The 13,647-nt window shown below is 69.1% G+C and carries 14 protein-coding genes; 6 read left to right on the forward strand and 8 right to left on the reverse strand.

Annotated features, from left to right (window positions below; genetic code table 11):
* Positions 1-17: 17 nt before the first annotated feature.
* The 4 genes from JK364_RS00225 to JK364_RS00235 form a co-directional block, all read right to left on the reverse strand.
* Complete coding sequence (locus JK364_RS00225) at positions 18-992, reverse strand: NADP-dependent oxidoreductase (protein ID WP_201846265.1); 975 nt, start codon at positions 990-992, stop codon at positions 18-20.
* 566 nt (positions 993-1,558) lie between these two features.
* Positions 1,559-1,843 carry a hypothetical protein gene (locus JK364_RS54925; RefSeq protein WP_230991235.1) on the reverse strand — a complete coding sequence of 95 codons (285 nt, stop codon included), beginning with the start codon at positions 1,841-1,843 and terminating at the stop codon, positions 1,559-1,561.
* 2 nt (positions 1,844-1,845) lie between these two features.
* Entirely contained in the window at positions 1,846-1,995 is a 150-nt protein-coding gene (locus JK364_RS57970; RefSeq protein ID WP_372461917.1) for a MoaF-related domain-containing protein, read from the reverse strand.
* A 576-nt stretch (positions 1,996-2,571) separates the two neighbouring features.
* Positions 2,572-3,234 carry a hydrolase gene (locus tag JK364_RS00235; protein ID WP_201846268.1) on the reverse strand — a complete coding sequence of 221 codons (663 nt, stop codon included), beginning with the start codon at positions 3,232-3,234 and terminating at the stop codon, positions 2,572-2,574.
* A 612-nt stretch (positions 3,235-3,846) separates the two neighbouring features.
* Here JK364_RS00235 and JK364_RS00240 point away from each other — a divergent pair.
* From JK364_RS00240 to JK364_RS00250, 3 genes are all read left to right on the forward strand, one after another.
* On the forward strand, positions 3,847-4,776 hold the full coding sequence (locus JK364_RS00240; protein WP_201846270.1) for a LysR substrate-binding domain-containing protein: 930 nt from the start codon (positions 3,847-3,849) through the stop codon (positions 4,774-4,776).
* Between the two features lie 296 nt (positions 4,777-5,072).
* The gene (locus JK364_RS00245; RefSeq protein ID WP_230991236.1) at positions 5,073-6,215 is read left to right on the forward strand and encodes a PP2C family protein-serine/threonine phosphatase; all 1,143 of its coding nucleotides are present in this window, start codon (positions 5,073-5,075) and stop codon (positions 6,213-6,215) included.
* 555 nt (positions 6,216-6,770) lie between these two features.
* Positions 6,771-7,103, forward strand: a complete 333-nt coding sequence (locus tag JK364_RS00250; protein ID WP_201846272.1) for an FCD domain-containing protein — start codon at positions 6,771-6,773, stop codon at positions 7,101-7,103.
* A gap of 83 nt (positions 7,104-7,186) precedes the next feature.
* Here JK364_RS00250 and JK364_RS00255 read toward each other — a convergent pair whose 3' ends face one another.
* Positions 7,187-7,792, reverse strand: coding sequence for a TetR/AcrR family transcriptional regulator (locus JK364_RS00255; protein ID WP_201846274.1), 606 nt, complete (start codon positions 7,790-7,792; stop codon positions 7,187-7,189).
* A 123-nt stretch (positions 7,793-7,915) separates the two neighbouring features.
* Here JK364_RS00255 and JK364_RS00260 point away from each other — a divergent pair, with 123 nt between their 5' ends.
* Both JK364_RS00260 and JK364_RS00265 read left to right on the forward strand, forming a co-directional pair.
* Entirely contained in the window at positions 7,916-8,374 is a 459-nt protein-coding gene (locus JK364_RS00260) for a cupin domain-containing protein (protein ID WP_201846276.1), read from the forward strand.
* Between the two features lie 47 nt (positions 8,375-8,421).
* The gene (locus JK364_RS00265; RefSeq protein ID WP_201846278.1) at positions 8,422-9,231 is read left to right on the forward strand and encodes an alpha/beta fold hydrolase; all 810 of its coding nucleotides are present in this window, start codon (positions 8,422-8,424) and stop codon (positions 9,229-9,231) included.
* 24 nt (positions 9,232-9,255) lie between these two features.
* On the opposite strand, the gene JK364_RS00270 is transcribed toward JK364_RS00265, so the two are convergent.
* Positions 9,256-9,408 (reverse strand): hypothetical protein, encoded by a 153-nt coding sequence (locus JK364_RS00270; protein ID WP_201849005.1) that lies wholly within the window; start codon positions 9,406-9,408, stop codon positions 9,256-9,258.
* Between the two features lie 412 nt (positions 9,409-9,820).
* Between JK364_RS00270 and JK364_RS00275 the strand changes: the two genes are divergently transcribed.
* The gene (locus JK364_RS00275) at positions 9,821-11,407 is read left to right on the forward strand and encodes a GMC family oxidoreductase (RefSeq protein WP_201846280.1); all 1,587 of its coding nucleotides are present in this window, start codon (positions 9,821-9,823) and stop codon (positions 11,405-11,407) included.
* Between the two features lie 301 nt (positions 11,408-11,708).
* On the opposite strand, the gene JK364_RS00280 is transcribed toward JK364_RS00275, so the two are convergent.
* Positions 11,709-12,326 (reverse strand): HAD-IA family hydrolase, encoded by a 618-nt coding sequence (locus tag JK364_RS00280; RefSeq protein ID WP_201846282.1) that lies wholly within the window; start codon positions 12,324-12,326, stop codon positions 11,709-11,711.
* A gap of 32 nt (positions 12,327-12,358) precedes the next feature.
* On the reverse strand, positions 12,359-13,351 hold the full coding sequence (locus tag JK364_RS00285) for an LLM class flavin-dependent oxidoreductase (protein ID WP_201846284.1): 993 nt from the start codon (positions 13,349-13,351) through the stop codon (positions 12,359-12,361).
* Positions 13,352-13,647: the final 296 nt, after the last annotated feature.

The following is a 13,647-nucleotide window of genomic DNA, read 5'->3' on the forward strand; positions in this document are numbered from 1 at the left end:
ACTGAGTCGCTGGGTTTCTACGCCGGCATGGTGTCCGAGGAAGCCGGGCCGGCGACGCGGAGTACGAGCTTGGTTCCGCCGGTGAGGCCCCTTGAGGACCGGTCGAAGGCGCCGGGGCCCTCATCAAGGGGAAGTACCTCCGTGGGCAGGTCGAGTACGCCGTCGCGAAGCCGGCCGGCGAGGACAGCGAGAGTCTCCGCGTCCGGACGGACGTAGAGATCGGTCGTAGTGAGTTCAGCGCTCGCGGCCGGGGCGTCCGAGGTAATGGAGCACAGCCGGCCACCCGGGCGGACGAGTTCCCCGGCGGTGGCGGCCGTTCCGGGGGCTGCGGCGAGCGCCGCGTCGAAGACGCGACCGACCTCGCGCGGCCAGGCGGGGCGGCGGTAGTCGATGACGTCTGTCGCGCCCAGTCGGCGCAGCCGGTCAAAGGATCGGGGAGACGCCGTCGCCGTCACATGGACTCCGGCCGCGACCGCGAGTTGCAGGACGAGGGCTCCGGTCACTCCCGCCCCGTTCGTCACCAGCAGGTGCATGCCGCTGGACAGATCCAACCAGTCCAAAGCCTGACAGGCGGTCAGGCCATTGACGGGGAGGGCCGCCGCACGCGCCGGGTCCAGACCTTCGGGCAGAGGCGCCGCGTCCGCGGCTCGCAGCAGCACCTGCTCGGCCCACAAGCCGCTGTGACCGGGCAGCGGAGCACCGTGGGCCAGCACCAGGTCACCCACGGCAGGGGCCGTGACATCCGGTCCCACGGCAACGACACGACCTGCGCCCTCCACCCCGAGGGCCGCCGGAAGGCGCAGGCCCACGTCCCATTCACCGGAGGCAGGCAGCAGGTCCCAGGGGCCGACCCCGGCGGCCAGGACGTCGAGCAAGATCTGGCCCGGCCCGGGTGACTGGGGCCTGGGCAGCCGTAGCGACTGGACCTGACCGGACACTTCGGCGACCCCGCAGGCCCGCATCCGTGCATCAGCTGACTCCGACTGCGGCATGACGCCTCCGGGGAGAATGGACTCCACCCGAGTGTGCACTGCCGGCTGACGCGGCGTCGGTCGCCACGCGCATCAGCGGTGAAGCGTCTCACCCCAAACGGCTGAGCCGGCATCCTCCATCAGTTACAGGACAGCACATAGCGCACCGGGTCCGGATAGAACGCGGACGGCGCACTGGTCGTTGCCCCGTTCACTCTGTCGAAGGGCAGCGAACTTCGACACACTGCGAGGCCGAGGAGTCACTGCTCCCGGAGACCCGCGAGACCGCCCTGCGGGCCAGGATCAACGCATTCGTCGAGCAGCACCTCGCCGACCCAGCCATCGCCCCACGCCGGAGGCCCGGGGGGCGGGGCTGAAGGCGTCCACAGCTACGCGGCGGGCTCGGCGTCTTTGTCCCGGACAACTGCTCTGGCCAGCCCGGACATGTTCAGGTTGTCCCGGACGCCCGGGGGTCCTTGCTGGCAGGGATCCGCCTGGGAACAGTGGGTGTCATCGACGACCCGGCACATCATCCCGTTCTGGTCTGTCCGCGTGTCGAGCCGAAACCGGTCCGGGTCGCACCCGGGTCACAGAAACCTGGCGCCTACGGACGGCGTGCACGGATCGTCAAAGCCCGCATCGAAGAGAGGAATGCCTATGTGCCGCATCAAGGGGCGGTCCACGAAGACGGGCCGGGTCGGCTTCCGCAGGAACATCGCGGAGCCGGCCCAGCCCGTCTTCACGTACGGCTCGGCCCAGTACCGGTCCAGCGCGGTGAGGTCCTTCTCGACGAACAGTTCTCGCATCGCGGTGACCACGATCTCGATGCTGCGCTGGGCCTGATCGTTTTCACTGATGGTGTTTTCGGTCATGGTCACGCCTCCGTGATGGTTCCGACGAAGTGGTAGAGGATGCCGTCGACGGTGACGTTGGAGTACAGCGTCGCGTTGGCGAAGTCCTCCACATGGGTCACGGTGGCGCCGCTGGCCTCAGTCCAGGAGTTCAGGTAGACGCCGTCGCGGATCTACCAGGCCGATCGAGTCATCGAGGTAGGAGCACAGCAGCAGGAACCTATCCGCTGTCGACCAGCGAGTTCGCGCCGATCATCGACTCCGTGGCCAGCAAGGCCCCGGTAGCCGCCGAGCACAAGGTCGACCTGTCGACGTCCATCAACCGCCGGTAGATGCCGGGGACCAGCGTGCCGTCGGTTCGATCGTCGTAGACGACAAGCTGGACGGGACGCCCGAGCAGTCCACCGCGGCTGTTGATGTCGTCGGTCCAGATCTTCTGCGCCGAGGAGGGCCGAACGCCCGTTGAGGCCGAGCGGGCCGGTCAGAGACATGCTCACTCCGATCGTGATCGCCTCGTGCCGGTCGTTGGCTGCCGGGTACCGCAACGCGCGCTCCGAGTGAGCTGCGTCGTTTCCCGTGCCGCTTTCGTCTGGCGCGTCTGTGCCTGTGGCGGACATGACCATCCTTGCGATGTTTCTGCGCTTTTCTTCGTGGTGTGCGGTCGCCGACCGCTCGTTGAAACACTGGGAGGCGGGGCGAGCGCTCATGGCCGTGAGCGCTCGCCCCCTCCGGCTCAGCAGCGGCCAGCGCTACACGCCAGCACCATCGGCGGTGGGTGTGGCCAGCAGCTGCAGCTCCCAGGCGAGCGCGATCCCGGTACCGCCACCGTGGTCGAAGAGAACCTGCGCGAGCGCGTCGGTCGTTGACTCGCGAGCCCAGTCGCGCTGCCATTCGCTGATCACGGCCATCCAGGTGATGGGCACCACGCCGGCCTGCTCCATGCGACGCACCGCCATGTCGTGCGTCTCGGCGCTGGCCCCGCCGCAGGCGTCCGTGACGACGAAGACGTCGTACCCCTCACCCAGTGCATGGATGGCGGGCATGGCGACGCAGACCTCCGTCCACAGCCCGGCAATGATCAGCTTCTTGCGCCCCGTTCGCTCCACGACGTCGACGACGCGACGGTCTTCCCAGGTGTTGATGAACGTGCGGTTGATCGGCTTCTGGTCCGGAAAGACGTCCTGGAGGCCCTTGATGAGGTAGCCGCCACGTTCTTCTATCACCGTGGTCAGCACCGTGGGGACGTCGAACGCCTTCGCGGCCTTGGCCAGGCCGACGACGTTGTTGACGATCATGGTTGATTCGTGGCTGTTGAGATTGGCGAACTGGAAGGGCTGGTGGTCGATGAGCACCAGGACGCTCTCCTCGGGGGTGAGCAGTGCTTCGAGTCCGGCTTTTGCAGTGCGTGTCATGATAATTCCTTCTGCGTGATGGTTGAGCGTTCGATGGTGAGAGTCAGAGCTGTTCGGGGGATGCCATCCCGTAGACGAACCGGCCGAGCCCGGACTGCGCGATTGCGAAGGTCGGGCCGGTCAGGCCTTCCTGAGTGGCGGCCATGCTCAGGTAGCCCAGGCGGACCGCGCCGTACCCGGCGTCGAGACTGGGCTGCCTGACAAGGCGTTGGGCTTCGTCGTCACCGGACCACAGGTTGCTCGGCTGTACACGGGCGTCGGCGATCTGCCGGAAGAGAGAGGCGAAGTTGGTGTTGAAACGCCTTCGCCGTCGGCCCGCCCGTCACCGACCTCCACGCCCCAGCCGCGTCACCTGGTGCCCGGCACGTTCCCACAGGTCGGCCGGCCCGCCGCCGATGTTGCCTCGTCCGATCACGGTGATGTTCATGCTTCTCTCCCTCCCGGGCTGATGTGCCACACAGACCGGTCACGTCAACCGAGACCGGATCCGACCAGGCTCGGCCAGACTCGACGGGGCAGGTGGGAACGTCCCCCGTGGCATGAAACGACGCTACGGCGGCCATCCGGCGGGCGTCCAAGACTTGTCCGGACGCCGGGCAATAGGATTCGTCTATGGATGTCAGCCCCCGCGTCCTCCGCTACTTCATGGCCGTAGCCGAGGAACTCCACTTCGGCCGCGCAGCCACGCGTCTCTACATCTCCCAGCCGTCCCTGAGTCATCAGATCCGCAAGCTGGAGGAGACCCTCGAAACCCCGCTCTTTGTGCGTTCGAGCCGTCGGGTGCAGCTCACCGCGGCGGGCCGGACGCTGGTTCGCGAGGCACCGATAGCGCTAGCTGCGCTGGAGCAAGCCGTGCAGCTCACCCGGCGGGCCGGGGCAGGGATCGCGACGACGATTCGGTTGGGCTATACGCCGGTCACGAGCTTCGACACGCTCACGGTGCTTCTGGATGCTCTCCAGGAAGACCACCCCGACTTCACGGTCGATCCTCGAGAGTTCTTCAGCGCCGAGATTCCCGAACGGCTCTGTGCGGGCGACCTGGACATCGGTCTCGCCCTCTCACCGCAGCCGCTCGACGGGGTAGGTGGCGAGATTCTCCGTGAAGAGCCCGTTTCCGCGCTCCTCAGCACTCGCCACCGCCTCGCTGCCGCACCGACGATCCCGGTGACGGTCCTCCGCGACGAGACGCTGCAGCTGTTCCCTCGCCGTCTCGCACCGGCGTACTACGACGGCATCGTCGCCGCGTGCCACGAAGCAGGCTTCTCACCTAAGATTTGCGCGTTCGAGGAACCGCCGGTAAACGCCATGCTCGCCCGGCTCTCCAGCGGACGCAATGTCGGCTTGGCCCCTACATCGTTCGCTGAGCACGCCGCGAAGGGCAATACCAGCATCATTCGTCGCGATGTCGTCGATCCGTCGATCGTGGCAGAACTCTCGGTGCTATGGCCCACGAAGGATCCGTCGCCCGCCATTGCGAGCGTCCTCGCCACCGCCCGGCGATGCGCTGAACACCATGGATGGCTACGCAGCCCCATCACATAGCGCCCGAAGTTACGGCCCGCAGCCTCGATCAGTCAGGACGGCTTTGACCAGGTCAGTGATGCGCGTGGTGCTGCAGCGGAGTTCGCGACTGACCGACCGCCCGACGGGTCACCCTGTCGGCTCATCCAGGCTCGTCCAGGTAACTGCTTGAGTAGGTCGACCGCCTCCACCCGCCACCGATCGGGGGTGATGCGACGTGGGACCGCACTCCGTCCGTGCCGCAGGGAATGGCGGTATGGGCGGGAGAACACTCTCTCACCGCCGTAAGCCGGAGGACACGGAGCAGGAGAGCGCGGATGGCGGACGAGGTGAGGGCCGGTGGCCGAGGAGCCGGTGGGCGCCGGGGCGTGGTAGGCGGGTCGGTAGGGGTGCGTGGCGGCTGGGCCGGGCTGCTGGTCATGGTCCCGGCGCTGCTGCTGATCGGCGGTGTGGTGTTGGACGTCTTCGGGCCGGTGCCGTACGCCGGGTTGCCCCTGCTGTCCGCCGGTCCGCTCGCGGCCTGCATGGTGCTGACGTTCCGGGGCGCGGTGATCACCGCGGTCGCCGCGTGTGTGCTGGTGGTGTGTGTGGATGTGCTGGTGAACCGCCCGCTGACGGCGCTCGTGGTGAACCTGCTGGACGTGGCGGTGATCAGCGCGATCGCGCTGTGGCTGAAGTGGGTGGTCCGGCGTCAGGGGCAGCGCTTCGCAGCGGTGCGCGCCGTGGCCGAGGTGGCGCAGCGGGCGGTCCTGCCACCGCCGCCCGCGCGGGTGGGGCCGGTGTCGGTGGCCACCCGCTACGAGTGTGCGCACGCGGAAGCGCTGATCGGCGGGGACTTCTACGCGGTGCGCAGTTCGCCGTTCGGGGTGCGGGCGCTGATCGGAGACGTACGGGGCAAGGGGCTGCCCGCCGTGTCCACCATGGCCGTGGCGACCAGCGCCTTCCGTGAGGCGGCGGAGCAGGCGGCGACGTTGTGGGAGCTCGCGGAGTACATGGAGCGGGCCCTGGCCCGGTTCGCGGCGGACGTCGGCGACCAGCCGGACGCACTGGAGCAGTTCGCCACCGCCGTACTGGTCGAGGTCAGCGAAGAGGAGGGGCGGGCGCGGTTGCACCACCGCGGTCATCCACCGCCGTATCTGATCCGCGGAGGCCGGGTGACGTCGCTGGAGCCATCGACTCCGGGACTTCCCCTGGGCCTGGGGATGCCGGAGGGCGTCGGCGGGTCCGGCTGTGACACCTTCCCCTTCCGCCAGGGGGACTACCTGCTGCTGGTGACCGACGGCGTCACCGAGGCGCGCGACCGGCACGGGGCCTTCTACGAACCCCGTACGAGGCTGGCCGACCGGCGTTTCCGCACGGCGTCGGAGGTGGTGGACACACTCGTTGCCGATGTCACCGACTGGACCGGGGGTCGGCGACATGACGACATGGCGATCCTGGCCCTCACGCCGGTTCGCTGAGAGGGAAACACAGGGGCGACGCCGGCACAGGTGCTCGTCGCGGGTGGCGAATGGCCGCGGTTCATTACGCCTTCCTAGGCGGCCCCAGCCCTCTACGGCGGCCTGGGTGGCCTGCCCGTCCCTTCGGTCTCCGTCGATACGGATCGGGCCCGGGCACACCCGTCGAGCCCACGGGTGAGGCGAGCCCGCACGTCGGCAGCGACCTGCCAAGGGTCGCAGCAGGCCGGCGAGTCCGGCGACAGGCGGTCGATGTTCCGGTCCCCACCGGCCTCGGTAGTCCCCACCTCTGTAGCCGCGCCCTGATGACGCGATATCAGGGGCAGCGGTAGAGCGCGCGGGGGCACCCGCGGCGACGGCGACGCCGGCCGCCACCACCTGGCGCCCGGGGTCATCTCCCCCGGCTCCCGGCACGCCGGACACGCCGGCGCGCTCGGAGCCGATGCGCATCAGCGACGCCGCGTCGAGCACCGCGCCGTCGTATGCCGAGCGCCGGCTGCCGGCCGTCGCCCGGCACTGACCGTCCTGGGTGACCTCATCGCCGGCACGGGAACGGCGATGGAAGACGCAGTGTTCGGGGTGCTCGATACCGCCCGGCTCGAGGGCGCGGAGCCCACGAGGCCGGCGGTTGCCGGCGTGGCGGCCGCCGCAGCGGACCGCTTGCTGAGCGTCGCCCTCTCCCTTCGGGACGCCGCGACGGTCTACCACCGCTGGTCGACCCCCATCGGCCATGACTACGACCGTGACATCGCCGGTGAGCACCAGGCCCTGGTGGACGCGGTCATCGCACGGGACGCTGACGCCGCGTCCCGCCTTCTGGCCCAGCACATCGACCGGACATCCGCTTCCTTGCGCGCCGTGACCCATAGCGAGATCGAACACGCCGGATGACGGAACGCGGACCGACCGCCGTCCTGCCGCAGGAAACCGGTGGCGTTCACGACCGGAGTGGCATCCGAGCCGGTCCGCCGCCGCTACGCGGTGGCGCGCACCGCGGCTTCGGTGAGGGTCGACGCCGTCCGTACCGCGCTGGAGACGGCCTCGTCGGGGTCGAGCCCGCACAGATCGGTGAGGGTGAAGAGGGCCTCGGCGCTCACGACCACCGCGAGGTCCCGCTTGAGCTGGGTGAAGGCGTCCGGGTCCGTCGCACCGAGCGTGTCCTCCAGCGGGAGGAGCGCGTGGTCGATGAGTCCGAAGCGGATGCCGGGGCGCGTGGTCACCGTCTGGGGCCGGGTGATGGTGGCGGCGATCATCGCCCGCACCGAGCCCTGGCGGGCGAGGATGCCGCGCAGCAGGAACTCGCAGGCGAAGGCGGTGCGTTCGACGGGATCGGCGGAGGCCGCGACCGGTGCGAGCGCTTCGGCGGGGGGCGGCCAGATGCCGGCCAGGGCCTCGCTGATCAGGGAGGGCAGGTCCGGGAAGTACCGGTAGGCGGTGGCCTCGGAGACCAGGGCCGCGCGGGCGATCGCGGGCATGGTCACTTCGGTGCCCGTGCCGATGAGTTCACGGGCGGCCGTCACGATCGCCGTCCGCGTGCGCCGCTTCTGGTTGGTGCGGCCGACACCCGTCTGCGCCGTCATCACGCGACTCCTCCCGTCGATCCCTCCACACAGTAGCAGTCTCCTCTCTTCATGAGAGTCCACTTGCATAACGAAACTCGACTCCCTAATCTCATGAGAGTCAGCTCTCACGAAGGAGGAGCAATGAGCACCGTCTCCGTGGTCGGCCCGAACGACGGCGAGACCATCCAGCTCGGCCCGACGCAGATGCGCATCCTCGAGGACGGCAGCACCACCGGGCACCGCCTCGGCATCGGAGAGATCACCATCGCCCCGCACACCCAGGGCCCGCCGCAGCACCGGCACGCCCAACACGACGAGGGCTTCTACGTCGTCTCCGGCACCGTCCACTTCACCATCGGGGAGACCACCCACGCGGCGCCCGCCGGCACCCTCGCGATGATCCCTCCCGGCGCCCCACACACCTTCGCCAACCTCGGCGACGAGCCGGCGATGATGCTCAACACCTTCACGCCGGACCTGTATGTGCAGTACTTCCGTGACCTGCGGAACATGATCGCGAGCGGCCGGGAACTGACCCCGGAGTCGACGGTAGCGATCATGGGCCGCTACGCCACCGTCCCCGCAGTCGACTACGCGTGACGGCGCCCCGACTTCCCCTGAAACCGACCCGCTCGAGGAGCACGGAAATGACCCGCAGCACCCACACCCTCACGCTCGACCAGGGCACCCTCGATGTCACCGTCGACCTCCACGGCGAGCGGGGACGCCCCTTCCTGCTCCTGCACGGAGGCGGCGGCCCGCAGACCGTCACCCCGTTCGCCGGCCTCCTCGCCGAACAGCGGTCGGCCAGGGTGTTCACCCCCATCCACCCCGGCTTCGACGTCACCTTTCGCCCCGAATGGCTGACCGACATCACGACCCTGGCCCAGGTATACGCCCACCTGCTCGACGCGCTCGACCTGCGGGACGTCGCCGTCGTCGGGAACTCGATCGGCGGCTGGATCGCCGCCGAACTGGCGGCCCTGGGCAGCGACCGGATCAGCAGCGTCACCCTCGTCAACGCCGTCGGCATCCCCGGCCCCGGCCACCCGATAGCCGACACCTTCTCCCTGACCCCCGCCGAACTGTCCCGCCTTTCCTTCCACGACCCCTCGAAGTTCCGCTTCGACCCCAGCGCACTGACCGAGACGCAGCGCGCGATCACGGCCGCCAACCGCGCTACCCTGCAGGTCTATTCGGGCCCGCACAACATGGCCGACCCCACCCTGCCCGAGCGTCTCGCCAAGATCACCCATCCGACCCTGGTCGCGTGGGGCGCGAGCGACCAGGTCGTGGACGTCGGCTACGGACGCGCATACGCACAGGCCATCCCGGACGCTAAGTTCCGTCTGCTGGAGGGCACCGGCCATATGCCGCAGAGCGAAACGCCCGAACAACTCCTGCCGATCCTCTGGGACTTCGCCGACACCCGTGTCATCCACCGGCCACGGCTCTGACCCCCAAAGGGCGAGCCCGCTGCCTCAGCCCGGTCGCATCAGACCCACGTTGATCCTGGCCGTCCGCTGCGTGAGCGTGCCCGCGTCGTTGGCGGCGCCTTCGGCCAGGGCCATGGCCAGCACGATCACGCCGATCAGGACCAGCCGGGGATCTTGCCAGACCTTCCCTGTCCGCACGGCCGACCCCTCGGGCACCGGGGTGGGCGAACGCCGCAACCGAACACGGACATGCTGAGGACGACGAGAAGCATGCCGATACCGACCATTGCTCTGGTGCCGAACTTGCTCACGAGGGGACCGGAGGACAGGACTCCCGCCATGGAGCCGGCTGAAAGCCTCCTCGGCGCCCCGCTGAGGACACAGCCGTCAGCTCATCTCCCCCGCCACCACCAGGTGCGCATTGTGTGTATTACTTCTGGCCAGGACCGCTCACATTGCGTATGTGCTGCGATCGCGTGACTGCTTAGTGTCTCCAGAAGCCGCCACGGTGAGGGCAGCTTATTTCAGCTCCTCAGAATCACCGGATGCGGGTCTGGTGAACGTATATCGAGCACACCGGGCTATGAGGCCTGATCCCTATGGAGGCGATATGACGGGGACCGCGGAAACGTACGACTACATTGTTGTGGGGGCCGGCTCGGCGGGCTGTGCGCTTGCTGCCAGGCTCTCCGAAGATCCGGACGTAACAGTGGCTCTGATCGAAGCCGGGCCACCCGCCACCGGGCGTCTGTTTGAGATTCCCGCGCTGTTCTCGCAGCAGCTCAAGACGGTGTACGACTGGGACTTTGCCACGGAGCCCGAGGCGCAGCTGGGCGGACGCAGGATCTACCTGCCGCGTGGGCGGGCGATCGGCGGGACCAGCTCGATGAACACCATGCTCTACGTCCGCGGCCACCGCTACGACTACGACACATGGGAGCGGATGGGGAACCCCGGCTGGGGCTACGACGACGTCCTGCCGTTCTTCAAGAAGTCCGAGGACAACCAGCGCGGAGCCAACGACTTCCACGGCACCGGGGGCCCGCTGACCGTCAGCGACCCGGTCTCCGTCCATCCGCTGCTGACGGCCTGGGTGGAGGCGGCCCAGGACGCCGGCCACAAGTCCAACCCCGACTTCAACGGAACCGAGCAGGACGGTGTCGGCTACCACCAGGTCACCCAGCGCAACGCGCTGCGATGCAGCAGTGCGGTGGCGTTCCTCGAGCCGGCGGCAGACCGCCCGAACCTCACCATCCTCCCTTCGACGACCGCCCTCCGCCTCAGCTTCGACGGCACCCGCGCCCAGGGGCTGGAGGTCGACCACCTGGGCACCGTTCGACTGATCCGGATCAACCGTGAGGTCGTGCTGTCCCTGGGCGCCTACAACTCCCCCCACCTGCTGCTGCAGTCCGGCGTCGGCCCCGCGGACGAGCTCACCCAAGGGGGCATCACACCTCTGCATGACCTGCCGGACGTGGGACGGAACATGCAGGACCACGCCGGGTGCTTCATCAGCTTCTTCAGCCACACTGAGCCCCTTCTCGGCCCGGACACCTCACGCGAGGAGCGGCGGCTGCGTGAGCGGGGTGACGGACCTATGGCCTGGAACGAGGTCGGCGGTTTCTTCAGTACCGGCGACGACCTGCCGGCTCCCGACATTCAGGTCCACGCCGCGCTGGGCATCGTCCGTGACGAAGGGCTCGCCGCTCCTCTTGAGCCGGGTATGTCCTTCGGGCCGTACGTCGCGCGTCCGAGCAGCCGCGGTTCCGTGCGGCTGCGGCACTCACACCCCTACGCCAAGCCGCGCATCGTGCACAACTATCTCGGTGACGAGGACGACCGCAGGCGGCTGCGGGAAGGCCTGCGCATCTGCATGCGCATCGCCCGCGAGTCGCGGCTCACCGAGGTCCTGGAGTCCGGCCTCCGCGGGGCCGCGGACGCGGGACTGGCTCCCGTATCGGACCGTGACCAGGACATCGACGACTTCATCCACACCCAGTCGTTCTCGTTCTACCACCCGTCAGGTACGTGCATGATGGGCAAGGTCGTCGATTCCGAACTCCGCGTGCACGGGCTGGACAACGTCCGTGTGGCAGACACATCGATCATGCCGTCCCTGGTGACCGGAAACACCAATGCGCCGGCCATCATGATCGGGGAGCGGGCGGCCTCGTTCATGCGATCCGCGGGGCAGTGACGAATCCACCCGGCGAAGCCCGCCGGCAGGGAGCACATCGGTGGGCAGCGGGCGTCGCACCACAGCCTCTGAGCCTTGGCGCCGATGACGCCGACCTCTGCCGAGCACGTGGTCAGGAGGGGCGTATCTGGCGCCCGTCCAGACTGACAGGAGCCTCAGCGGGTCAGCAGGGGTGTTAGCGCCACATCGCACAACGCACCGCGGGGCCGTGCCCGGTTCGGGCACGGCCCCGTGTGCCGTCCGGGGGCTGGGGTCGTCAGCCGCAGTTCTCCGCGATGCGCGGCGCCACGCCTCCGGCGTTTTATCCGCTCGGGAGCCAGGTGTCGATGGCCTCGGTCAGTTCGTCGAGTCCGGTGAAGACGTGTCCGTTCATACCGGTGGCCCGTGCCGCCCGTACGTTCCCTTCGCGGTCATCGACGAAGAGGAAGTCGGCGGGCGCGGCCCGCATGGAGACGACGCAGTGGTGGAACGTCGCTGGGTCTGGTTTCGCCGCATTGATCTTTCCGGAAAAGGCGACGTGGTCAAGGTTCCTCAGCCAGGGTTGTGTGGCCAGGAAGGCGTCCGCGTGGTCTGAGGGGATGTTGGACAGCAGGGCGACTTCGGCGACGTCCCTCAGGGACTGCACGTAGGCGACCATGCGGTTGTCGACGCGTGACCAGCTGTCGATGTCGGCGAGCCGCAGCTCCTCGATCGTGTCGGCGTCGACGGGGAGTGACAGCCACCGCAGCACGGCCGTCCAGTACTCGGCCGCGGACTGCCGCGCGGCGTCGTAGGGCGGGCGGCAGTCCCAATAGGCCTCGGCGAAGGCGTCCGCGGGTGCGTCGCACCGGGCGGCCATCTCCGCCAGGGCGCCCGGGCGTTGGTGGAGGGCGATGACCCCGAAGAGGTCGAACAGCACGATCCGTCGGTCGGTGGACATGGCGGTTCCTCCGGGGGTAAGGGGTTTTCGGCTCAGGGGCGGGGGGCCAGGACGCGGGCGAGTGAGTCGAGGGACGCCAGGGCGTCGGGGCCGGTGGGAGTGAGGACGACGCTGGTCGCGCCCGCTGTGTGGCGGGCCGTGATCGCTTCGCGTGCCTGGTCGGGGGTGCCGGCGATGCTCAGTTGGCGGACCCAGGCGGCGGGCATGGTCTGGGCGAATTGCCGGGCGTCGGCGCAGGCGGCGCGGTGTTCGCGCAGTCGCGCGGCGAACGGCAGGGGGTCGATATGGGCAGCCCAGGCCGGCTCGCCGACGGCGGTCAGTCCGTCGCGGACGCGGGCGAGAGCGGCGTCCTCGTCGTCATCGACGGCGGCGGCGTCGTAGGTGACGACTTCAGGGGCGCTCGCATCGGAGACGCTGCCCAGGTTCCGCAGTGAGGAGGCGATGTAGGCGGGGGCCGCGGGCTCGGCCAGGAGGAGCCCATCGGCCACCTCGCCCGCGGCTGCCTGCGATTTGGGACCGCGTACGCCGAGGACGATTGGGGGGACGATGTCGGGGGTCTCGGTGATGACGACGCCTTCGCAACGCACATAGCGGCCGCCTGCCGGGCCGGGCTCGCCGCGCATGAGCAGGCGCAGCGCGGTCGTGTACTCCTTGATCAGCGTCAGGGGGCTGGCGGGCCAGGCTCCTGCCTGGCGCATCCAGTCGGGCATGCCGTGGCCGATACCGGCGATCAGGCGACCGGGGTAGAGCTGGGCGAGGGTGGCCAGCTCCATCGCGGCGAAGCACACGTTGCGGGCGCCGGCGGGCATGATGCCGATACCGACGGTGATGCTGGTGGTGCTGGCGAGGACGGGGCCGGCCTGCGCGAGTCCGCCGCGCCAGCCGAGGTCCTCCACCACCCACACCTGGTCGAACCCCAGCTCCTCGGCTCGCCGGGCGTAGGGCAGCACGTCCCGGACGGGCAGATCGCGGGGAAGCATGACCCCGACACGGCCGCGAGCGGGGATGGTATCGGTCTCGGGCATCAAGAGCTCCTTCTGGTGGCGGTGGGTTCTCCCCCACCGGTCCGGCGGCCGGGCGGGGGCGAGCGTGGGGGCCACGCTGTGCGGCACAGTGTCAGGGGCCTGTCGCACAGGCGGTCAGTGGCTGCTCGGTGCCATCTCACGCGTGCGCTCGGATCCGGTGCGCAGGATTCGGGCGGCCGCAGCGGAGAACGCGGCCCGTATCCACGGGACGGAGAACAGGGATCCCGGGGCAGGCCGGGCAGGCCACCGCCATGCCGCACAGGACGAAGTGGACGAAGTTCACCACACGGGCGGAC

The organism is Streptomyces endocoffeicus (genome assembly GCF_016741935.1).
In the GTDB taxonomy this organism is placed as follows: Bacteria; Actinomycetota; Actinomycetes; order Streptomycetales; family Streptomycetaceae; genus Streptomyces; species Streptomyces endocoffeicus.

What these genes read in the sequence shown, in the direction of transcription:
- JK364_RS00225 (WP_201846265.1), bottom strand. Translation starts at nt 992, where the DNA reads ATGCCGCAGTCGGAGTCAGCTGATGCACGGATGCGGGCCTGCGGGGTC.
- JK364_RS54925 (WP_230991235.1), bottom strand. Translation starts at nt 1,843, where the DNA reads ATGACCGAAAACACCATCAGTGAAAACGATCAGGCCCAGCGCAGCATC.
- JK364_RS00235 (WP_201846268.1), bottom strand. Translation starts at nt 3,234, where the DNA reads ATGACACGCACTGCAAAAGCCGGACTCGAAGCACTGCTCACCCCCGAG.
- JK364_RS00240 (WP_201846270.1), top strand. Translation starts at nt 3,847, where the DNA reads ATGGATGTCAGCCCCCGCGTCCTCCGCTACTTCATGGCCGTAGCCGAG.
- JK364_RS00245 (WP_230991236.1), top strand. Translation starts at nt 5,073, where the DNA reads ATGGCGGACGAGGTGAGGGCCGGTGGCCGAGGAGCCGGTGGGCGCCGG.
- JK364_RS00250 (WP_201846272.1), top strand. Translation starts at nt 6,771, where the DNA reads ATGGAAGACGCAGTGTTCGGGGTGCTCGATACCGCCCGGCTCGAGGGC.
- JK364_RS00255 (WP_201846274.1), bottom strand. Translation starts at nt 7,792, where the DNA reads ATGACGGCGCAGACGGGTGTCGGCCGCACCAACCAGAAGCGGCGCACG.
- JK364_RS00260 (WP_201846276.1), top strand. Translation starts at nt 7,916, where the DNA reads ATGAGCACCGTCTCCGTGGTCGGCCCGAACGACGGCGAGACCATCCAG.
- JK364_RS00265 (WP_201846278.1), top strand. Translation starts at nt 8,422, where the DNA reads ATGACCCGCAGCACCCACACCCTCACGCTCGACCAGGGCACCCTCGAT.
- JK364_RS00275 (WP_201846280.1), top strand. Translation starts at nt 9,821, where the DNA reads ATGACGGGGACCGCGGAAACGTACGACTACATTGTTGTGGGGGCCGGC.
- JK364_RS00280 (WP_201846282.1), bottom strand. Translation starts at nt 12,326, where the DNA reads ATGTCCACCGACCGACGGATCGTGCTGTTCGACCTCTTCGGGGTCATC.
- JK364_RS00285 (WP_201846284.1), bottom strand. Translation starts at nt 13,351, where the DNA reads ATGCCCGAGACCGATACCATCCCCGCTCGCGGCCGTGTCGGGGTCATG.